Genomic DNA, 22,153 nt, shown 5'->3' on the forward strand with positions numbered 1-22,153 from the left:
CCCGCAAGGAGGAATTTTTATGCCAGGTTATGTTGTTGTAGGAACACAGTGGGGCGATGAAGGAAAAGGAAAAGTCGTCGATTATTTAGGTTCCCATATGGATTATGTTGTTCGTTTTCAAGGTGGTAACAATGCCGGACACACAGTTGTTGTCAATGATGATAAGGTGGTTCTCCATTTGTTGCCAAGTGGCGTTTTACAAAAAGCGTTGTGTATCATTGGACCAGGTGTTGTTGTTGACCCTTTTGTCTTTTTGGAAGAAATTAAGGCATTAGAAGAAAAAGGTCTGCCTACGGAACATGTCAAGATTTCTGATTGTTCCCATATCATTATGCCATATCATGTGCGTTTAGATAGTTTGCAGGAAGCTCAATTGCAGGAAGCAAAAATCGGTACGACGAAACGTGGCATTGGTCCATGCTATGCTGATAAGTATTCTCGCATCGGCTTGCGAATGGGAGATCTAAAAGATTTTGAACAGTTTAAAAAGAAATTAAAACGGGCTTTAGAAATGAAAAACATCCTCTTCCATCAAGTTTATCAGGATGAAGGATTCGTATATGAAGACATGGTGCAGCAATTTGCCGAGATCAGAGAAAAACTATTACCTCGTATCGTCAATGCACAGTTGCTAGTTAATGAAGCATTAGACACAAACAAACAGGTGCTGTTTGAAGGTGCCCAAGCGGCAATGCTGGATATCAATTATGGTAACTATCCATATGTGACAAGCAGTTCACCAACAAGTGCCGGTGTATGTACAGGTGCCGGTGTTGCACCACAGAAGTTGGATGTGATCATTGGAATCGCCAAAGCATATTCTACGCGTGTTGGAGAAGGACCTTTCCCATGTGAATTATTTGATGAGGAAGGCGATACACTGCGTGAAAAAGGTGGGGAATATGGTGCTACGACCGGACGTCCACGCCGCTGTGGTTGGCTGGATGTCAATGTTGTACGACATGCCGCAATGATCAATGGATTAACCGATCTTGTCATCACCAAGTTAGATATTTTAAGCGGGTTTGATAAAATCAAAATGTGTGTTGCCTATGAGATTGATGGACAGCGCTATGATTACATCCCAAGCAATATTGAAGACTTGCAAAAAGCAAAACCTATTTATGAAATATTCGATGGATGGAATGAGGATATCGCAAACATATCCCATTATGATGAACTTCCTGAGAATGCCAAAATTTATTTGCGTCGCATTGAAGAATTGTGCCATACGAAAATCTCTATGATATCTGTTGGACCAGAGCGTAATAGTAATATCATCGTTCATGAAATGTTAAAGTAAGCTTTATATATATTATAAAATAAGTATTGAACAAAGGCGTTCAAAGGATGAAACTAGATGTTTCACTTCCTTTAACGCCCTTTTTAATTTCATAACCAGAAAGAAATAGCGACTTGTAAGGGAAGTGTTAAAACTTTTAATAACATTTCATGATTAGACAACTGCGAATTTTAAGCATGGGATCATGCAACCTGTGATTGCATAATACACGCTTAGATAGTATTCTAGCTCTTGTTCTACACCATACTAACTATGAATCGATATATATACGAATAAGGCTATCGGTCTACTGCAAACAAGGATTTGTGCATTAAAACTAAATGTAAAAACTATCCAAATGAAAACACACAAACAATAACTTGATACGATTAAAAGAGGTGATGATCTATGATTCGTGTATTGATTATATCTGGCAGTAAAAAGACAACTGAATGCATACGCGAATTTTTAGCATGTGAAGATGACCTCAGTATCACGATCAGCACCCATGCAGCGCACGCTCGCCGTCTTTTTATGACAGCTGCCTATGATTTCATTATCATAAACTATCCGCTTCCAGATGAAGCAGATTATCGTCTGGTATTGGATATGAATGTGAAAAACAATGCCAGCATCTTATTGCTGGTACATCATGAGAAATTAAAAAGTATTGAGGATCGCATGCAGAAAGCCGGTATCATGACCGTTGGAAAACCAATACATCAACATACGCTGTTTCAGCTTTTAAAATTTGCCATACTTACTCAACGCAAACAAAAACAACATCAAAAAGATGAACAGCTATGGAAACAACGTCTGCAGGAAACCAAGGTTATCCAGCAAGCAAAGTGTCTGTTATTAGAACATGAACATATGAATGAGCAACAAGCACACAAATATTTAGAGAAAAAAGCAATGAATGCGCGACTCACACGCTTACAGCTAGCAAAAGCGGTGATACGAAAATATGAAAATAAAACCGAATGAGAAAGGATATATATCTATGTGTAAATTTATCTTTATTACCGGTGGTGTTGTATCCGGCTTGGGAAAAGGCATCACCGCAGCATCTTTAGGAAGACTATTAAAAGCAAGAGGACTGAAAATCTCAGCGATGAAAATGGACCCCTATGTCAATGTAGATCCGGGAACCATGAGCCCTTATCAACATGGTGAGGTCTTTGTGACCGAGGATGGCAGTGAAACCGATTTGGATTTAGGTCATTATGAGCGTTTTATTGATGAAGATTTAAACTGCTATTCCAACGTAACAACTGGGAAGATCTATTGGAATGTCTTACAAAAAGAGCGTCGGGGAGATTATCTTGGTCAAACTGTTCAAGTCATTCCCCATATTACCAATGAGATTAAAAGTTATATTTATATGGCTCAGAAGAAAACGCAAGCAGATATTTTATTATGCGAAATCGGTGGAACTACCGGGGATATTGAGAGCCAGCCATTTCTTGAAGCGATTCGTCAAGTTGCGCTTGAACAGGGACGTCAAAACTGTTTGTACATTCATGTGACGCTTATCCCTTATATACAAAGCAGCCAAGAGCATAAATCAAAGCCAACACAGCATTCGGTAAAAGAACTACAATCGTATGGTATCTCACCGGATATTTTGATTGCAAGAGTCAATGAACCATTAGAAGATACGATTAAAGAAAAGTTATCATTATTTTGCAACGTACCTAAGGAATGTGTCATTGAAAATCGAACGATGCGCTCATTGTATGAGGTACCTTCGATGTTACAAAAAAATGGATTAGATGAGATTGTGCTGAAACATTTTAACTATTCGTTACCATCAGCTGATTTGCATCAATGGGAAGAATTAAGTGAAGTCTTTTCCAGTATTCAAGAAGAAGTTACGATTGCCCTGATTGGGAAATACGTGAAGCTCCATGATGCTTATTTATCCGTTGTTGAAGCACTTCATCATGCCGGTTTAAAAAACAAAGTTCACATTCAAATCCGCTGGATAGATTCAGAAGAATTAACAGAGGAAAGCGTAGCTGAAAAATTAAGTGGCTGTCATGGTATATTAATACCTGGAGGGTTTGGTAATAGAGGCATAGAAGGAAAGATCGTTGCTGCCAATTATGCCCGTATCCATAACATTCCTTATTTAGGGATTTGTTTAGGGATGCAGATTGCTGCTATTGCTTTTGCCCGCAGTGTATTACAACTTAAGGATGCCAATTCTGCAGAGTTTGATAATGACTGTCAGTATCCAATCATCCACTATATGCAAGAACAAAGAGAACTGCTTTCAAAAGGTGGAACAATGCGTTTAGGGGCGTATCCTAGTACCATTAAAAAAGGAACGCAATTGGAAAGAGCTTATCAAAAAAATCATATCGCAGAACGACATCGTCATCGCTTTGAATTTAACAATGCCTATCGCGCATCTTTCGAAGAACATGGCATGTGTATCAGTGGGGTATCACCTGATGATGCATTAGTCGAGGCTATTGAGTATTCTGCCAATGATTTTTATATAGGCGTACAATATCATCCGGAATTTAAAAGCCGCCCACATCGTGCACATCCTTTATTTATAGACTTTATTAAATATGCAAAACAATTGAATAAGAGGAATTGCGAATAACAAAGCAGTATCTTTATGAATAGGAGAAACCATAAAAAGTGCTTTATATGCTTTTTATGATAGTCTATGATAATTCTTTATAAAACGACACAGTCCTACATATGAGTGTGTCGTATTTTTTATAGAAAGGAAAGGGAGGGTATATGTTAGGCTGCATGAACGTTATAGGCAAACACTATTTTCCTACTCCTATTATTTCTTCTTTCAGATAAGCTAAAACCGATTCGCTTTAACGTAAAAGAAAAAGACTGTGTGTCGTACAGTCTTTCTTATACAAAGCAATGCTTATTGCTTTTTATACTTGAATATCGGCATGTATTCCCAATGCGTTTTTTTCTTTGGCTAGAATAGGGTCAATGAAGTCATGGAAATATTCTTCCGTTTGCTGTGGCGCACGGCCAACAAAATTTTGTGGATCCATGATGGCTTCTAGCTGTTCCATATGCATAGGGAACATTTCATCCTCGGCAATACGTGCAAGCAAATCGTTTTCCTTTCCTTCTTCTTTCACCGCTTTTCCAGCCTCCATAGAATGAATACGAATGCGTTCATGCAGTTCCTGACGATCTCCGCCGGCTTTTACCGCATCCATCAATATAGTTTCGGTAGCCATGAAAGGGAGTTCTTTCATCAAATGTGCATGAATGACTTTTGGATATACAACTAAGCCATCCGTAATATTCAAATAAAGATCAAGAATACCATCTACAGCTAGAAAGCCTTCCGGTATACTGATGCGTTTATTAGCTGAATCATCCAAGGTTCTTTCAAACCATTGCGTTGCAGCAGTTAATGCCGGATTTAATGCATCCGAGATGACATAATTAGCTAAAGAAGCCATTCGTTCACTGCGCATAGGATTGCGCTTATAAGCCATAGCACTGGAACCGATCTGTCCCTTTTCAAATGGTTCTTCCACCTCTTTTAAATGCTGTAAAAGGCGAATATCATTTGAAAACTTATGTGCACTTTGGGCAATATTGCTTAATGCCTGAAGTATACGAGAATCAATTTTACGTGAATAGGTCTGGGTAGATACTGGATAGCAATCTGTATAACCCATTTTTTTTGCGATACGTTTGTCCAGTTCCTTAACCTTTTCATTGTCATTGTCAAACAATTCCATAAAGCTTGCTTGTGTACCGGTCGTACCTTTACAGCCTAAAAGTTTTTTATGCTCTAGTAAATAGCAAATTTCTTCATAATCCAACTGTAGATCCTGTGCCCAAATGGCAGCACGTTTACCAAGTGTGGTTGGTTGGGCTGGCTGAAAGTGGGTGAATGCTAAGACCGGAAGATCTTTGTAGGTCAATGCAAATTTTTTCAATTCCGCCAAGACGTTCACGATTTTGTTTTTTACCAGTTCTAATGCTTCATACATGAGGATGAGATCTGTATTGTCACCAACATAGCAGCTAGTCGCACCTAAATGGATGATACCTTTGGCTTTTGGACATTGCACACCATATGCATACACATGGCTCATCACATCATGGCGCACGATTCTTTCACGTTCTTTCGCCACTTCATAGTTGATAGTATCTTTATTCTCAATCAATTCATCCAATTGTTCCTGAGTGATATCCAATCCTAATTCTTTTTCGCTTTCCGCTAAAGCAATCCATAGCTTACGCCATGTTTTAAATTTCTTATCCTGTGAGAATATTTGCTGCATCTCTTTGCTGGCGTAACGCTGTCCCAGCGGGCTTTCATATCGATCGTACATATAAGCTCCTTTCCATTTATCTATTTAAGTAATTTTTTAAGCGATATACAGACGTTTACATACTTCCTGATAGGCATCTTCCACATTTCCTAAATCACGGCGGAAACGGTCCTTATCTAAATGTTCATGGCTATCCATATCCCATAATCTGCATGTATCTGGGGAAATTTCATCCGCTAACACAATAGTATCATGAAATTTACCAAATTCTATTTTAAAATCAATCAATTCGATATCGGCTTTCGCAAAGATATCCTTTAATGTGTTGTTGATTTTAAATGCCATATCGGTAATGGTATCGATTTCTTCACGTGTTGCAATACCAATAGCAATCGCCATATAGCTGTTGATCATGGGATCACCAAGTTCATCATTTTTATAACTGAATTCTAAGATCGGGCTCTTGATTTTTGTGCCTTCTTCCAAGCCTAAACGCTTCGCAAAACTACCAGCCACCTTATTGCGCACGATAACTTCCAAAGGGATGATATCCACTTTTTTCACCAAAGTCTTGCGATCATCTAATTCCTTGATCAGATGGGTTGGAATTCCTTGCTGTTCCAACTTCTGAAACAAAAAATTTGATATGCGATTATTCATGCTGCCTTTTCCTTGAATCGTACCTTTTTTTAAACCATTAAATGCTGTTGCATCATCTTTGTAATCCACGATAACAGCATCAGCATCTTCTGTGGTAAAAACTTTCTTTGCTTTTCCTTCGTAAAGTAATGTGCACTCTTTCATTGTTGTTCATTTCCTTTCCATATACAGATATCTCATAAATAAATATCTTTTCTATAGCATATATCGAACATGAATACCTATGTAAACCAAGCAAAAAAATGTATTGCTTTTTTTACCTTACAATTATAGGGCAGGGGATTTTTCATGTCAATCTTTCTTGTGCTGATATTGTAATGTAACCGTTTAAAAAAGCATTCTCACACTTATTACATGAGAATGCTTCATTGCATTATTTACCTAAAATAATTGATGTCAGATCAACTGGATCAACGATTTTACCATCTTTGTAAACACGCATGTTTCCGGATGCAATTTCATCAATCAGAATCACTTCATCATTGTTGTAGCCAAATTCAAACTTGATATCATACAGATCAAGACCTTTTTTCTTCAAGTCTGCAGCTACAATTTCCGTAATTTTTAAAGTCTGTTCTTTCATGCTTGCGAACATTTCTTCGCTCATGATTCCTAAAGCAGCCAGACCTTCACTGGTAATCAGCGGATCACCTTTGGCATCATCTTTCAATGTTGTTTCTACATATCCGCCAGGAAGAGGTGTTCCATCTTCAATATAATCACCATAACGGCGAATGAAACTACCGGTTGCTACCAGACGGCAGATAACTTCCAAGCCTTTACCAAATACGGTAGCAGGCAGAACTTCCATCGTTGCATCTTCTACATTAGCACTTACGTAATGTGTTTTGATGCCAGCATCTTTTAAGATTTCAAAGAAGTGGATTGAAGTTTCCAGATTTGCTTTACCAATACCTTCGATTGTTAAGCCAACTGCATTTTCGCCTGGATCAAAAACGCCATCTTTTCCAGTACAGTCATCTTTAAACTTCAACAATACGTTACCGTTGTCTAATTTGTAAACATCTTTTGTTTTACCTACGTAGATTTTTTCCATAGTGTCCTCCATATTCCTTAATGACGAAATTATTATAGCATTTCTCAGCATAATTACCACTTAAATTTTACAATTTCTTCAATTTTTTAATTTTTTTTTGCTCTTTTATCGAAAATATTCTTATTTTTAAAAGGCTTTCACATAATTTCTAAGGGCAGTTATATAATAAAAGAAGAAATCCCATAAATTCTATGAAGAACGTAGCGTTTTTAAGCATTTCAAGGTATAATAAGGAAGTGAATTTTACAATACACTTCTAGCAATCAAGGAGGAATTATATGAAGTATCTCGCAATACTGCTGAATAAGCTTGCATCCTTTCTGCTAAGTTTGGTTCATCGCGGAGGTTCTCTGCCAGGACAATTGGCATTGAAGGTTGATGCTAACATCTTAAAAGAGCTGAAAATCTCATGTCCCATCATTTTAGTAACAGGAACCAATGGTAAGACATCTACAAGCAATCTAATCGCTTCCATGTTTGAAACGGCTCATAAACAAGTGGTTACCAATCGTAAAGGTGATAATATGCGTGCCGGTATTACGACTTGTTTATTGAAAGCGGCAAGTCTAACTGGTGTAGTACCTGCCGATTATATCGTATTAGAGGTTGACGAATTAAATATCCCTTATATTATTAAAAGTCTGCCTGTCACCGCATTAGTGGTAACTAATTTCTTCCGTGATCAATTGGATAGGGCAAGGGAGATGGAGCAATTAATCCAAAAGGTAGAAGAAGCGATCCATGATTTTGATGGTACCTTGATCTTGAATGCCAATGATCCCAATGTTGTTCGTTTAAAAGATGCTGCTGTGCAAGCAGATGCACGATACTTTGCCATGGAGCGATGTGAGGAAAGCAAAGCCGTTAACAAAGAAGCAAGTGAAGGTAAATTCTGTCCACGTTGCGGTGGTAAGCTGATTTATGACTTTTACCAGTATTCTCATATCGGTGAATACCATTGTGAGAATAAGGACTACGAAACACCTGCTACAGATGTCAAAGGTAGCGTGAAAAGCATTCGTGATCGCCAATTCATCTGGAAAGATATGGAATTTCATGCACCACAAGGTGGTTTATATACTATGTACAATTGTATGGCTGTTTTATGCGTGGCAGATTTCTTCCACATTGATATGCAGTATGCAGCTAAAACGTTTGAAACCATGGATGTTCCTGATGGCCGTAATGAAGAATTTAACTTTAATGGTCAAAAATGTGTATTGAATCTTGTGAAAAATCCTACAGGTGCCAATGAAGTCATGAAAGTCATAGAAGAAGATCAGGATGATAAAACAGTTTTACTGGTATTAAATGATCATGCGCAGGATGGCACTGATGTATCCTGGATTTATGATACATTCTTTGAAAAATTAGTAAACGAAAAAACCGTTCATATCATCTGCAGCGGTACACGTTGTTACGATATGGCATTAAGATTAAAATATGCAGGTTATAAAGAACGCATTGAAGTGGAAGAAAACCTGGAAAAGGCAGTCGCAAGTCTAAAGAATGCAGATACCACTATGTATGCCATTGCTACGTATACGGCCTTGCAGCCGGTTCGCAAGCTGCTAAGGAGGAATGAAAAATGAAATTAAAGGTATGCTGGATGTATCACGATATCATGGATCTTTATGGAGATAAAGGTAATATGATGGTACTTACGAAACGTTGTAAAGATCGCGGTATCGATATTGAGATTGACACCTGTGCCATTGGTGAAAAGAAAGATTTAAGCAAATTTCATCTGATGTTTCTAGGTGGGGGAGCAGATAAAGAACAGCATATGCTGATTGATGATTTACTTGCCCGTAAAAGTAACATTCAAAAAGCTATGGATAACAATACTTTCATTTTCCTTGTATGTGGTGGATATCAGTTATTTGGTCAGTATTATATCGATGCCAATAATGAAAAAATTGAAGGTTTGAAATTCTTCGATTATTATACCGAAAGTGGCGATAATGGAAAACGTTGTATTGGCAATATAGCTATTCAGTGTAATTTAGATGGTGAAGAATTCATGGCAGTCGGCTTTGAAAACCATGGTGGGCAAACGAGAAATGTAGCAAGCCCATTTGGCAAAGTCATAGCTGGCTATGGAAACAATTTTGAAGATAAAATAGAAGGTTTCTATAATGGAAAGGTGCTCGGTACATATATGCATGGCCCTTTATTTCCTAAAAACCCAAAAATTGCTGATTTTGTGATTTATAAAAGCTTAACAAAAGAATATCCGGATTTGAAGTTTTCAGACCTATTGCCATTGGATGATTCTTTAGAAAATAAAGCGAAAAACCAAATGCTAAAGCGACTACACGCTATTTAAGAGCATTTGATCAGGGTGATGAATATCATCCTTTTTTTATTACAATATTTATTTGTTAAATATTTCACATATTATACAGGGTACAAGAGGTGAGAATGATAATAAGATAAATTATATGTATTATAAAATGGACTATTGAAATATGATGTGTTCTTTGAAAGAATTATAGCGGGATGCAATAAATAAATTATAAACTTGGCATTGAATTTATGTATTAATATATTGTTTGACAAATAAATTGCAGATAATGAATTTATCATGTATATACTATGATGTAGTTTAAAACACCTAGTCACATGTAGGAATAATGCTATGAATCGTCTTAATAAACACACATAAAGCACACATAGCAATCAGAGGTAGTATACTATCCGATTATATGCATCAAGCAAAGCATAGATACGTTTAGCATGCTTTCGTAGCAAATTAGAGCGTGCTTAAAATAAAGAATATAAGAAGAAAGTCATTTGAAGCAAGATACATGAAATAGATAATGTAATATATAATAAGAAATGCTACTTATTACTATCGTAGTTAATAGCTATTTACTTAGTAAAAATATAATATAAGAAAGTAATGTGTAAAGAATCAACAAACGAAATGTTGGAAGAAATAATATCATATGAAGTGTGTATATAGTAATAATTAAGAGCTAAGTATTACCATTTACTTTATAAACCTTATATTTTTATATTATTTAACAACATAATACACATTATGCGAAGTAATATGTATAGCTCAAGATACCTGCATTCTTTTTAATTACTACTACACATCTCTATTAGGATAAGTATAATTAGAATAATATTCAAGGAATAAACAAAAAACGAATTCGTAATACTTATAATCGCTTATGCTTATTATAAGAGCACAGGTAGTACACAAAACAATTTTATAAGTTAAAAGTAATATAAGTAACTATAACATGAATCAACTAACCTACTCTATTGTGAAATAAAAAGGGGTATTCTATTGATAAAGAACATCCCTTTTATTAAACATTGTTATTTTACAGCATCCTTCAGAGCTTTAGCAGCTTTAAATTTAGGAGCTTTTGATGCAGCGATTGGTAATGGTTCTTTTGTAGCAGGATTGATACCCATACGAGCTGGACGCTCAGCTACTTCGAATTTACCGAATCCAGATAAATCAACTTTTCCGCCGTCTGCCAGTGTTTTTGTAATTTCTTCAAATACTGTATCAACAGCAACTGTTGCATCTTTTTTTGTCATTTCCAGCTTTTCAGCTACGACTTCAACCAATGCTTTTTTATTTAAGATTTCACTCATGTCTAATTACCTCCAACATAGATATATGATACCATTTGAAGGCTTTTTTTTCAATATATTTCGTTAATTATTCAAATAAAGTTATGACTAATTATATCGTTATAACACGATAGCAATCACATTTCCTTTTCCTTTATTAACGAGTTTTGTCAAGATATCTTGAAGTCTAGCTCTTGCTGCTTCCGGTATCATTGAAAGTTTTGCATTCAATCCATCGCGAATTAGATCGGAAAGCTTTCTACCAAAAATATCACTATCCCAGATAGTTTCATCATTCTTACCTTCATCACGAAGTAAATAGCGAATTAGCTCCTCACTTTGTTCCTTTGAACCAATGATTGGCTCAAAAGTGCTTTCAACATCCACTTTGATCATATGGATGCTTGGAGCGACAGCTTTTAGCTTCACACCATAGCGGCTCCCCTGCTTAACAATTTCTGGTTTACTTAAAGCGATATCCTGTAAGGATGCACTAGCAAAACCATATCCTGTTTGTTTAACCATTTTCAGGGCACTGCTTACAGCATCATATTCCCTTTTTGCTTTACTATAGTCTTGCATTAGGGATATAAGCTCCGCTTTATCTTTAATATCCTTACCAATAATCTCTTTTAGTATTTCATTGTACAAACCAGATTTTATAGTGATATCAACATTCACTATTCCCTGCCCAGTATCAATGGTCGCAATATTGCTTGATTCAATATTATCATTCGTATCTAATATGTCCGTGATACTCTCTACTTCACGTAGCTTTTCGACACTGGACATGCTTTCTTCTATGGTATCCTGAAAACTTTTTTTCAACCAATGTTCATCATTCAATACAGCAATCCATTGCGGCATATTTATATTAATTTCCGATACAGGAAATTCATAAAGAGCTTCTCTTAAAATATACTGAATGTCCGCTTCACTCATATGATTCACAGCAACGGCTAATACTGGAACTTGATATTTCTCTTGTAGTTTTTCAACAACAGCTTTACATGTTGGAGAAGCTGTGTCTACACTATTTACAATAACAATAAATGGCTTTCCAATAGCTTGCAGTTCCTCAATGACTTCAGCCTCTGCTTCTATATAAGCCTCTCTGGATAAATCGGATATCGTTCCATCTGTTGTAATTACAATGCCAATGGTAGAATGATCTTGAATTACTTTTTGCGTTCCTGTCTTAGCAGCTTCGTTAAACGGTACTGGTTCATCATTCCATGGTGTTCTTACCATACGAATGCCATCTTCATCCTTATATCCTTTTGCTTCTGGTATAACATAGCCAACACAGTCGACAAGACGTACATTAACCGTAAAACCATCATCAAATTCAATTGTAGCGGCATTGTTTGGAACGAATTTTGGCTCTGTGGTCATGATCGTCTTTCCAACACCAGCTTGTGGCAGTTCATCGATCATTCGGGCTTTTTCATATTCATCATGTACGTATGGAATGACGGCTTTTTCCATAAATTCTTTGATAAACGTTGATTTACCAACGCGTACAGGACCGACGATTCCTAAGTATATATCACCACCGCATCGCTGAGCTATATTTTTTAAAATCTCTGTGGTATCCATAGTTTGTCCTCCCTTAGTCATTCTAAACTTATGATAAAGACACTGGGTTTATGCCTAATCAAAGAAAGAACATTGAAAAAGAACCTATTGAAAGGTTCTTAATGTAGTTGAGCCAATAACTCCATAACACATTGTTCTAAATCTTCATTACATACACCGCAAACGGTTCCTGCACCCGTCTTATCTTGTACTTCTTGAACTGTTCTAGCACCTTCATCAATGGCCTGGCGTATATCTTTTACAGATACGCTCATACAGGTACAAATAATATCTTCATCCTTCATGATAATTACCTCCTGTAGTTATTATTGTGCGAACAATAGAAAAAATACCTTTTCAGGTATTTTTATTCCATATTGCCAAATTCACTTAGCGATAGCGATTTATTTTGTTCCGTTGCCCATTTTATTCCCCAATTATTCATGAATAGTAAAAGATTTTTACCTTTCAGATCTTTTAGTCGTTTTGTATCACTCGTAAGATTTAACGTATGTGGATCTAATGTTTGATCATCAATCCAGCGAACACACTGATAAGGAAGAATCTCTAATTTAATCTCAACATTATATTCACTTTGTAAACGTTGTTCTAATACATCAAATTGTAGAACACCAACACCGCCTACGATGATTTCTTCCATCCCGGTATCGATTTGTTGGAACACTTGAATTGCGCCTTCTTGTGCAATTTGCGTAATGCCTTTTGTGAATTGCTTACGTTTCATTGTATCTTTTTGCGTAACACGAGCAAAGTGTTCTGGAGCGAAAGTTGGGATTTTTTTAAACTCAAATTTATAAGATGCATCACAAAGAGTATCACCGATAGCGAAGATACCTGGATCAAAGACACCAATCACATCACCAGCATATGCCTCTTCTACAATTTCGCGGTCTTGTGCCATGAATTGCTGTGGTTGTGCAAGACGGATTTTTTTACCTTGTTGGACATGCAAGACTTCCATTCCCTTTTCAAATTTACCACTACAAATACGCATAAATGCAATACGATCACGATGTGCTTTATTCATATTTGCTTGGATCTTAAATACAAATGCTGAAAAATGTTCATCAAAAGGATCAATTTCGCCTACACTGGCTTCTCTTGGTAAAGGACTGGTGGTCATATTTAAAAAGTGTGATAAGAAAGGTTCAACACCAAAGTTAGTCAAGGCGCTTCCAAAAAATACGGGAGTCAATTCACCTTTTGCAATCGCTGCTTCATCAAATTCAGTACTGGCGATATCTAGCAATTCACTATCTTCACGTAACTGTTCAAAAAAATGATCACCAAGAATGCTGCGGAAGGTATCATCTTCAAGAGACCCTTCTGTTACTTCAGCAGCTTTCATTCCATGATCGCCGCCATGAAACGCGATAATTCTTTTATGATCACGTTCATATACACCTTTGAATTCTTTGCCAGAACCAATTGGCCAATTCATTGCATAAGTAGAAATGCCTAATTCGGCTTCGATATGCTCTAATAGCTTAAATGGATCCATTGCCGCCCTATCCATCTTGTTAATAAAGGTAAAAATAGGGATTTTACGTAACAAGCAAACCTTGAATAATTTTTTTGTCTGTGCCTCAACACCTTTTGAAGCATCAATAACCATAACAGCAGAATCAGCTGCCATTAAGGTACGATATGTATCTTCAGAGAAATCCTGATGGCCTGGCGTATCTAGAATATTAATACAGAAATCATTATATTCAAACTGTAAAACAGAACTTGTTACAGAAATACCTCTTTGTTTTTCTATTTCCATCCAGTCAGAGACTGCATGTTTATTTGCTTTTTTTCCTTTTACACTTCCGGCTTGTAAGATAGCACCACCATATAATAATAATTTTTCAGTCAGTGTGGTCTTACCAGCATCCGGATGAGAAATGATTGCGAAGGTTCTTCGCCGCTTTATTTCATTGACATAATCTGCCATATTATTTCCTCCTGACTACAATGCGTTACTTATTATAGCATGATTTTGAAAAGAAAATCCACAGATGATGAAAAAAAAGGCAGTTTTCATAAACCACCTTTACATTTCCTCTTTTAAATCACGTAGCATAAGCTCTTGTGCGCTATCTTTCGGTTTTTTACCTTCATATAGCACCTTATATATCTCATTAATAATCGGCATCTCAATGCCGCGTTTCTGGGCTACTTCATGAACAACTTTTGCAGTACGCACACCTTCTACTGTCTTTTTATTGTTTTTCCAAAAATAATCAGCTGAATTATGGATACCTATTTCATAACCGGCTTGAAAGTTACGAGAGTGTTTACTTGTACAAGTAACTATTAAATCTCCTATTCCCGTAAGTCCCATGAAAGTTTCTTGTTTACCGCCCATGGCCACACCATAGCGGATCATCTCTGTCAGTCCTCTGGTAATCAAAGCGGCTTTTGTATTATCGCCATAACCGACACCACTTAACACACCACTTGCTACTGCGATGGCGTTCTTTAAAGCAACGCCAATTTCACTGCCGATTTCATCGTGGCCACGGTAAACACGCAAATAGTCATTTGAAAATAGTTTTTGGATGCAAATAGCATCTTCTTTATTTTGTGATACTGCACAAATAGTTGTCAACATTCGCAAGACAACTTCTTCGGCATGACTAGGCCCAATTAAGGATACAACGCTTGATAAATGTGTCATAGCATGACGAATCACCTCTGACATACGCTCATTTGTTTCTGGATGAAATCCTTTTGCTGTATTTACGATGATAACAGATTTCTCTAATAAAGTATCAATCTTACGACACATTTCCTCAACCGCAATCGTAGGTACACTGAGAACGATTACATCTGCGTCCTTAACAATCGTCAAATCCGTTGTTGCATGCAAATTGGGATGCAAAACGACACCAGGAAAAAAACGACTGTTTTGATGATGCAGTTCAACATCCTCCACTTCATTTTTATTTTTGCCCCATAAAGTCACATGAACTTTATTATCACATAATACTTGTGCTAATGCAGTTCCCCAGCTACCGCTGCCGATAACTACACACTTCATATGATCACCTGTTTCTTTCTCTTGCTAAGATACGTAATGTTGTTCCTTGAAAGCCAAAGGCTTCACGTAAGCTATTTTCTAGGAAACGTTTATAGCTAAAATGCAGTAATTCTGGATCATTTACGAATAAAACAATCGTTGGCGGTGCTACAGCCACCTGCGACGCATAATAAATTTTCAAGCGTTTCCCTTTATGGGTCGGTGGTGGAGTCATTAATTGTGCATCCATTAAAACTTCATTTAACACATTTGTTTGTATGCGTAAAACGGAAGCATCATGTACATCGTCAATCATCGGCAGAATTGTCTGGATGCGTTGTTTTTTTAATGCAGAGACAAACAGAATTGGTGCATAGGATAAGTATTGAAACTGTGTCCGTATTTCTTTCTCAATACGATTCATCGTTTTTTCATCTTTTTCTACAGCATCCCATTTATTATATACGATGATAACCCCTTTTCCCGCTTCATGTGCAAAGCCAGCAACATGTTTGTCTTGATCACGAATTCCACTTTCTCCATCAATGACAACTAACACCACATCGCTTCGTTCTATAGCGCTCATGGCACGCAATACGGAATATTTTTCAATATTCTCATACACCTTGCCGCGTTTACGAATACCTGCAGTATCGATTACTACATATTCCTTACCTTCACGTTTAAAAGGTGTATCGATTGCATCTCTTGTTGTCCCTTCAATATTGGATACGATAACACGTTCTTGATTTAAAAGAGCATTTACCAACGAACTCTTTCCAACATTTGGTCGTCCAATGACGCAGAAACGCGTCATTCCATCATAATCCTTCTGTATCTTATCTGGGAAGCTGTTTACAATTGCATCTAAGATATCACCAATTCCAATGCCATGTGCACCAGAAACTGCGATTGGATCACTGAGCCCTAAATTGTAAAACTCATAGATGCTGTCACTTTGGGCAAAATCATCTACTTTATTTACTGCAAGGATAACTTTTTTTTGTGAACGCTGTAATAGACGTGCAATATATTCATCATCGTTGGTAATACCTTCTTTTCCATTGACAACAAATAAAATCGTATCTGCTTCATCTATGGCAATTTCTACTTGCATATTAATCTCTTCACGAAACGGTTGATCGGCTAGTTGTATACCGCCAGTATCAATTACCCGAAATTCTTTTGTCAACCATTCTGCTTTACCATATATTCTATCACGTGTAACACCTGGTGTGTCCTCTACTATACTTTTTCTTTCACCAATTATTCGATTAAAAATCGTGGATTTTCCGACGTTCGGTCGTCCCACGATCGCTACGATACCACTAATCATATGCATGTTTGACCATCACAGTCAAACGCCACCTCCATTCACAGTTTTTCTTTCATCAGCTTATGTATTGCTGAAACAACTTCTTCAATCGTCATATCGGAAGTATCAAGTTCAATAGCATCTTTCGCTTTGCAAAGCGGTGATGTTTTGCGATTCATATCTTGATAATCACGTTGTTCAATATCTTTGAATATCACATCGTAATCTGCCTCAATATGCTTTTCTAAATATTCTTTGTAACGACGTTTTGCGCGTGCATTCACACTTGCTACCATATAGATTTTTAATTCGGCATCCGGCAATACGATGGTTCCTATATCACGCCCATCCATGATATATCCCTTATCCTTTGCCATTTCCTGTTGCAATCTTACAAGGTGTTTTCGTACTTTAGGAAATGCTGAAACTTTACTTGCTACCATTGAAATTTCATTTTGACGTATTTCTTTAGATACATCTTGATCATTGATATAAACATTGCCATCCGCATCAAAACTAATCTGCATATATTCCATCATATGCACTAACGCTTCTTCATCATCGATATTAATTTTTTGCTGTAATGCATAATAGCCGACACAGCGATACATCGCTCCTGTATCTAGATGAGCATAGCCTAATTCTTTGGCTAGGATTTTCGCAATTGTACTTTTGCCGGCAGCACTAGGTCCATCAATTGCAATATTTATTTTCATAAATTAAAACCTCCAGCTTTCCAAATGGAATATCCAATAAATCCTATAACAACTAATAAAACAAGAATAAGAAAACATAAAACAAAGTTTAATAACTTATTCGTTTTCTCGACTCCATCACTTAAATCTGTTAATTCTTCTTCATATTCATCCATCTGAACACGTAACTGCTGTGTTTCTTCGATGAGTTTCTTATGATAGGTGTTATCTGGCTGTACATCGTCAATCTCCTGTACATCCTCTTCTTCAACATCTTCATAAACAGGAGTTATAATTTTTTTAACTGGTTCTGTAATTATCTGCTGCGTTTGCGAAACATCAGGTATTGCTTCATCATTCGTTTCCTCAATTTCAAGGGCTTCTTCCTCCTGAATATCAGAGATTAGTGTTTCCATCGTCTCCGTAGTTTCAGGCGGAGCAACTGTTTCTTGCACATCTTCTGCTATTGAATCTTCGCGTAATAAATTTTTCACTTCTTGTGCAATTTCTTCTTTGCTTAATACAGTTTTCGGACTTTCCTGGACCATTTCTGGCACTTCATCTTTTATTTCTTGTATGTAGCGTGTACGTTTGGCCCGATTGGCGGCATTTAATTGATATAAAATATCAACTTCGGTATCTTCACTTTCACGATTGCCTTTGCGAATATTATAATCACGAACCTCTTTGATGAAATCATCAAGATACTCATTAGTAAAAGTATCATTCAGATTTTCCTTGTTTGTTTCTGCCTGATCGTCAAATGCTTTTGCTCGTTTCGGCGTTTCCTCTTCTTCTTTGATCTCCACTTTTTTGAAAACAGAGGAATCAAAAGACTTCAATAAGTTTTCAGAAGCTGCAAGTGATTCATCCTGAACGGTAGCATCTATATTATTATCCATTTCGATAGATTTTCTTAGATCTTCATATTTTTTGACCCGTGATAATTTTTCCATACGAGTTACCTCCCAATCTAACTTTTATTATATCAAAAATATAGGGTCTTGAATACTTTTATTGGGAAGTTTTTGTGAAGATTCACAAAAAGAAAAGCCGCATCACGCAGCTTTTTCCTTATTTTGCACGTCCTGAGTATTTACCGTCTGCTGTTGAAACAAGGATCATTTCATCTTGTGAAATGAATAATGGAACTTTAATTTCCAATCCTGATTCCAATACGGCATTTTTGCTTGCCGATGTAGCAGTATCACCTTTTACTGCTGGTTCACATTCAACAACCTGCAGAGCTACTTTATCTGGTAAAATAACACCGAGAATTTCTCCTTCAAACATAGAAATATTCACGTTATCATTTGGTTTCATAAAATTTAATTCCCATTTCAAATGTTCCTTAGGAATCTCAATTTGTTCATAAGTTTCATTGTCCATGAAAACCAAAGCATCCTCTGCATCATACAAATACTGCATTTCTTTCTTTTCGATGTGTGCAGGCGTAATCTTATCTCCTCCACCCCAAGACAATTCAACATTTGCACCTGTTCTCAGGTTTCTTACTTTCGCTTTTACAACCATAGCACTACGTGCAGTTTTATTCTGACTCTGTTCCAGCACAACAAAAATTTCACCGTCCTGCTGTATTGTCATACCAGGTTTTAAATCATTAGAACTGATCATAATCTTTTCACCTTTCCTTACTTATCCTATTCTATTTTAATGTATTTATCGTATTTGTCAATTTTTTTTATACAAAAACACCGATTACATAAGACTTTTAAAGCGAATATCATCAATATAGACAAGTAAGGATATGAAGCTCATCAGATATAGATAAGCATACGTGTGCAAACTCATCGAGATATTAAGAAAACTTAGAAGAGCAGCCGAAACAATCGTAAAAAGCAAAGTGCATAAAAAATCCTTAGCTTCTAACGCTTTACAATTTGCTGTTTTGTAAACACCTTTTAAAAGAAAGAGGTAAATAAGAAACCAAGGAAGTAAAACAAAAAACCGTGTATTGATAAACATTAAAACATCACCTAATAACAGAAATAAAACAAAACAAATCATACTACATAGCACATTCATCATTATCACCTAGCATCAGTTTACCCTTTTCTAGGTTTCATATGCAAAAGATACAATGCTATGACATTGTTCATCTAAATAAATGTGCATAGTTTCATTGAGACAATCTCCATTTACATATACATCTGTATCTTCCCAACGAAATTGTAATGTACAATTTGCATATGTTTTGTAAAAATAGTAAGGCTTGTTTTCCACTTCCTTATCGTCTTCCTTTGTCGAATGCGATGTATCCTGTTTCTCTTCCTTCCTTTCTATCACCTCCTTATCATGTTCATTATTGACATACTCATTCTTTAACTGTTTTTGTACGGTATGTAGAATAAACACATCCATAAGATCTTCTGATTTTCGAAGTTGGGTATACGTAACCAAACGCATCGTAAATAAAGAAATACACAATAAGATGGAAGAAAGCACCCATAAGCCATATAAACTGGCAAATCCATGATCATTTGCAGCCAAGTATGACATCTTTTTCATAATGGCCTCGTTTTAAGAGCAGATGCAGACAGCTATTATCTTCATAGAAAACAGCATTGTCAACATGTTCTAAATATATTTCGTAACCGGGTGTCTTCACAATTCGCATACGATCATAAAACAACTGAATTTCCTCATCCCCTCGTTGCAAAATCACTTTTTGATTTTGCATAAGATACTCACTAGACATAGCAGTGATTTGACGCAATTGATGGATTGCTATACAATCATCAGTGAAGCGCTCATCTCTTAACAATTGTTTAACGATTGATAGACAAGGTGGTAACAATGCAATAGCAAAGGAAATGATCAAAAGGGCTAAGAGCATTTCAATTAAAGTAAAACCATGATTATTTTGCATAGATTTCCCTTACCTTTTCATTATTTAGCTCTTGATCACTGGCATACCAAGAAGTAACCGTCATACAGCAATTGATCAATAGCAAACAACAAAGCGAGCAAAGCAATAGTAAGATCAAGGCGTCCATCAACAAAAATCCTTTTTTATCGTACGTCAATAGCGCCGCTGCCGAGTTGCAACACGATGGTTTTTTTCTTATTTTGTAGCGAGCAAGTGATTGTTTGGGCTTGTGAAATGGTTCCTTGTTTAGTGTAATGAAACGCTTTTCCCTCACAGTACATATTGTCATATACAAAAAACTCCTCTCCCGCTTGTACACCATCTGTTTGAAATTGGATGTACATGCTTTTTTTAGTAAACATGGCCTTCATCTGTGCTTGTAATAAAAAGGAATGAAGCTTTTCCGTTTCACAAGTGAATACCAATTGCCGCGATGGCTTTAAAAATGGAAAAATAGCCATGATAAGCAGTAAAATACTTATTGTTACTAACATTTCTACTAAGGTAAAGCCTTTCTCATTTTGCATAAGCTTGTCCATTGGAAAGATAGATCGTATCTCCATTAGGGCAACGCTTTTGTGTGCTTTTTAAATATCCCTTTTGAATCAATGAATCCACACTTGTCGGCGTTGTCAAATTATCTACTTCGTACAATAAGATCTGTGCATTTACAACTTCTATTAAGGCTTCACATCCTTTTTTGCGAATGATTTTTTCCTTTTGTTGAATATTCGGCAATGTCAATAAAAAGACAAGAGCAATGATGGAAAGAACGATCATCATCTCTAAGATCGTAAAGCCTTTTTCGTTTTTCATAATGTAAATCCTCCTTATATCGTTTCCAGCATTTGCAAAGGCAACATTAAAATTTGAAAGACTAAGATGACAAGCACAGCGACAAATCCATAGGCAATTCCTTGTAAGAGATAACTACATTTCTTAAGCAAATGATTCCAATACTGTTCTTGTTGTATCAGATAAAGCTGCATAGGTTTATCACTTTCTTGTGTCAACATACGCATTTGTAAACAACGATATAGCTGTTTAGATAGTAACCTCTCTGTTTCCAAAACATGTAAGAATGCTTCTCCTTGTTCTAATCGTTTTTGCATACGTTTTGCCATTTCACACATCCATGAAATCGGAACTTCTTGCAAGAACTGAAGTGCATGCATCGTCGCGATTCCACATGTATCTAATTCCTTTATATATCCAGCAAATAGATAGGAACAGTAGCAACGGATCACTTCGCTTTTTTTTGCTGCAGTGTATAGAAATCGGCCACGAATCTTAGCATGTGAAGCTAAATATAAAAAAGCAAGCAAAGCCATGATTACACATATGAAAAAGCCCATACTGCATATTTGTAAAATATGTAACAGTATTTGCGTAAGGGAGAATGCTTCCTCCATCGCAAAGCTTTCTAACATTTGGGGTATGATGGCACTTGTGAAAAGTTGTAGCATTGCAAAAGAAAGAAAGAGGATAAGCATAGGATAGGCACTTTGTCGCAGGAATTTTTTCTTAAGCCCTTCCTCAAAGTCTGTCATACGTAAAGCCTCTTCCATAGCAACAGGAAGTGAACTCATACGATAAAAAAAAGTAAAATGACGAATCCAGGGGCGATTATCTTCTTGCAAAATTGTAGAGAATTCTTCCCCTGCTTGCAGTTTATCATTTAGCCATGTAACGTCCCCTGGTAAAAAAGCTATTGCATCCTGTAATGAACACCCACTTTTTAAAAGTTCCATTAACATAGTAAATGATT

23 protein-coding genes are annotated in these 22,153 nt (G+C 36.5%); 5 read left to right on the forward strand and 18 right to left on the reverse strand.

Annotated features, from left to right (window positions below; genetic code table 11):
• The first annotated feature begins 19 nt into the window (after positions 1-19).
• From KJS44_RS07240 to KJS44_RS07250, 3 genes are all read left to right on the forward strand, one after another.
• A complete protein-coding gene (locus tag KJS44_RS07240; protein ID WP_008688487.1) occupies positions 20-1,303 on the forward strand; it encodes an adenylosuccinate synthase in 1,284 nt (427 codons plus the stop codon).
• 387 nt (positions 1,304-1,690) lie between these two features.
• A complete protein-coding gene (locus tag KJS44_RS07245; protein ID WP_008688483.1) occupies positions 1,691-2,269 on the forward strand; it encodes an ANTAR domain-containing response regulator in 579 nt (192 codons plus the stop codon).
• Positions 2,270-2,285: 16 nt separating this feature from the next.
• A complete protein-coding gene (locus tag KJS44_RS07250) occupies positions 2,286-3,899 on the forward strand; it encodes a CTP synthase (RefSeq protein WP_008688482.1) in 1,614 nt (537 codons plus the stop codon).
• A gap of 295 nt (positions 3,900-4,194) precedes the next feature.
• Here the strand turns inward: KJS44_RS07250 and purB are convergent, their stop codons facing one another.
• The 3 genes from purB to KJS44_RS07265 all read right to left on the reverse strand — a co-directional run bounded on the left by purB (position 4,195) and on the right by KJS44_RS07265 (position 7,282).
• Complete coding sequence (gene purB, locus KJS44_RS07255; RefSeq protein ID WP_008688480.1) at positions 4,195-5,625, reverse strand: adenylosuccinate lyase; 1,431 nt, start codon at positions 5,623-5,625, stop codon at positions 4,195-4,197.
• A gap of 36 nt (positions 5,626-5,661) precedes the next feature.
• Entirely contained in the window at positions 5,662-6,369 is a 708-nt protein-coding gene (gene purC / locus KJS44_RS07260) for a phosphoribosylaminoimidazolesuccinocarboxamide synthase (protein ID WP_008688478.1), read from the reverse strand.
• A 229-nt stretch (positions 6,370-6,598) separates the two neighbouring features.
• Positions 6,599-7,282: a phosphoribosylaminoimidazolesuccinocarboxamide synthase gene (locus KJS44_RS07265; protein ID WP_008688476.1), complete on the reverse strand. Its 684-nt coding sequence runs from the start codon at positions 7,280-7,282 to the stop codon at positions 6,599-6,601.
• Positions 7,283-7,560: 278 nt separating this feature from the next.
• On the opposite strand from KJS44_RS07265, the gene KJS44_RS07270 reads away from it, so the two are divergent.
• Positions 7,561-8,874 carry a Mur ligase family protein gene (locus tag KJS44_RS07270; RefSeq protein ID WP_008688474.1) on the forward strand — a complete coding sequence of 438 codons (1,314 nt, stop codon included), beginning with the start codon at positions 7,561-7,563 and terminating at the stop codon, positions 8,872-8,874.
• Complete coding sequence (locus KJS44_RS07275; protein ID WP_008688473.1) at positions 8,871-9,611, forward strand: type 1 glutamine amidotransferase; 741 nt, start codon at positions 8,871-8,873, stop codon at positions 9,609-9,611. The genes KJS44_RS07270 and KJS44_RS07275 overlap by 4 nt, the downstream gene beginning before the upstream one ends.
• 1,004 nt (positions 9,612-10,615) lie before the next feature.
• Here the strand turns inward: KJS44_RS07275 and KJS44_RS07280 are convergent.
• The 15 genes from KJS44_RS07280 to KJS44_RS07350 all read right to left on the reverse strand — a co-directional run bounded on the left by KJS44_RS07280 (position 10,616) and on the right by KJS44_RS07350 (position 22,142).
• Entirely contained in the window at positions 10,616-10,900 is a 285-nt protein-coding gene (locus KJS44_RS07280) for an HU family DNA-binding protein (protein WP_008688472.1), read from the reverse strand.
• A gap of 99 nt (positions 10,901-10,999) precedes the next feature.
• On the reverse strand, positions 11,000-12,478 hold the full coding sequence (gene spoIVA / locus KJS44_RS07285; RefSeq protein WP_008688471.1) for a stage IV sporulation protein A: 1,479 nt from the start codon (positions 12,476-12,478) through the stop codon (positions 11,000-11,002).
• 98 nt (positions 12,479-12,576) lie between these two features.
• The gene (locus KJS44_RS07290; protein WP_008688470.1) at positions 12,577-12,762 is read right to left on the reverse strand and encodes a (2Fe-2S)-binding protein; all 186 of its coding nucleotides are present in this window, start codon (positions 12,760-12,762) and stop codon (positions 12,577-12,579) included.
• A 62-nt stretch (positions 12,763-12,824) separates the two neighbouring features.
• Positions 12,825-14,417 (reverse strand): peptide chain release factor 3, encoded by a 1,593-nt coding sequence (locus KJS44_RS07295; RefSeq protein WP_008688469.1) that lies wholly within the window; start codon positions 14,415-14,417, stop codon positions 12,825-12,827.
• Between the two features lie 99 nt (positions 14,418-14,516).
• Complete coding sequence (locus KJS44_RS07300) at positions 14,517-15,506, reverse strand: NAD(P)H-dependent glycerol-3-phosphate dehydrogenase (RefSeq protein WP_008688468.1); 990 nt, start codon at positions 15,504-15,506, stop codon at positions 14,517-14,519.
• A gap of 4 nt (positions 15,507-15,510) precedes the next feature.
• The gene (der, locus tag KJS44_RS07305; RefSeq protein ID WP_026006721.1) at positions 15,511-16,821 is read right to left on the reverse strand and encodes a ribosome biogenesis GTPase Der; all 1,311 of its coding nucleotides are present in this window, start codon (positions 16,819-16,821) and stop codon (positions 15,511-15,513) included.
• A 38-nt stretch (positions 16,822-16,859) separates the two neighbouring features.
• Positions 16,860-17,516: a (d)CMP kinase gene (gene cmk, locus KJS44_RS07310; RefSeq protein WP_008688466.1), complete on the reverse strand. Its 657-nt coding sequence runs from the start codon at positions 17,514-17,516 to the stop codon at positions 16,860-16,862.
• Entirely contained in the window at positions 17,513-18,451 is a 939-nt protein-coding gene (locus KJS44_RS07315) for a hypothetical protein (RefSeq protein ID WP_008688465.1), read from the reverse strand. Before KJS44_RS07315 ends, cmk begins: the two co-directional genes overlap by 4 nt.
• Positions 18,452-18,569: 118 nt before the next feature.
• Positions 18,570-19,130, reverse strand: coding sequence for an elongation factor P (efp, locus tag KJS44_RS07320; protein ID WP_008688463.1), 561 nt, complete (start codon positions 19,128-19,130; stop codon positions 18,570-18,572).
• Between the two features lie 441 nt (positions 19,131-19,571).
• Entirely contained in the window at positions 19,572-20,024 is a 453-nt protein-coding gene (locus KJS44_RS07325; RefSeq protein WP_008688459.1) for a hypothetical protein, read from the reverse strand.
• A complete protein-coding gene (locus KJS44_RS07330; RefSeq protein ID WP_008688457.1) occupies positions 19,993-20,385 on the reverse strand; it encodes a prepilin-type N-terminal cleavage/methylation domain-containing protein in 393 nt (130 codons plus the stop codon). The genes KJS44_RS07325 and KJS44_RS07330 overlap by 32 nt, the downstream gene beginning before the upstream one ends.
• Positions 20,375-20,512 carry a hypothetical protein gene (locus tag KJS44_RS07335; protein ID WP_155949113.1) on the reverse strand — a complete coding sequence of 46 codons (138 nt, stop codon included), beginning with the start codon at positions 20,510-20,512 and terminating at the stop codon, positions 20,375-20,377. Before KJS44_RS07335 ends, KJS44_RS07330 begins: the two co-directional genes overlap by 11 nt.
• 16 nt (positions 20,513-20,528) lie before the next feature.
• Positions 20,529-20,912 carry a prepilin-type N-terminal cleavage/methylation domain-containing protein gene (locus KJS44_RS07340; protein ID WP_008688455.1) on the reverse strand — a complete coding sequence of 128 codons (384 nt, stop codon included), beginning with the start codon at positions 20,910-20,912 and terminating at the stop codon, positions 20,529-20,531.
• Positions 20,902-21,201: a competence type IV pilus major pilin ComGC gene (gene comGC, locus KJS44_RS07345; protein WP_008688453.1), complete on the reverse strand. Its 300-nt coding sequence runs from the start codon at positions 21,199-21,201 to the stop codon at positions 20,902-20,904. The genes KJS44_RS07340 and comGC overlap by 11 nt, the downstream gene beginning before the upstream one ends.
• Before the next feature lie 14 nt (positions 21,202-21,215).
• A complete protein-coding gene (locus KJS44_RS07350; protein ID WP_008688451.1) occupies positions 21,216-22,142 on the reverse strand; it encodes a type II secretion system F family protein in 927 nt (308 codons plus the stop codon).
• Positions 22,143-22,153: the final 11 nt, after the last annotated feature.

Source organism: Longicatena caecimuris (assembly GCF_018406465.1).
Lineage (GTDB): Bacteria > Bacillota_I > Bacilli_A > Erysipelotrichales > Erysipelotrichaceae > Longicatena > Longicatena caecimuris.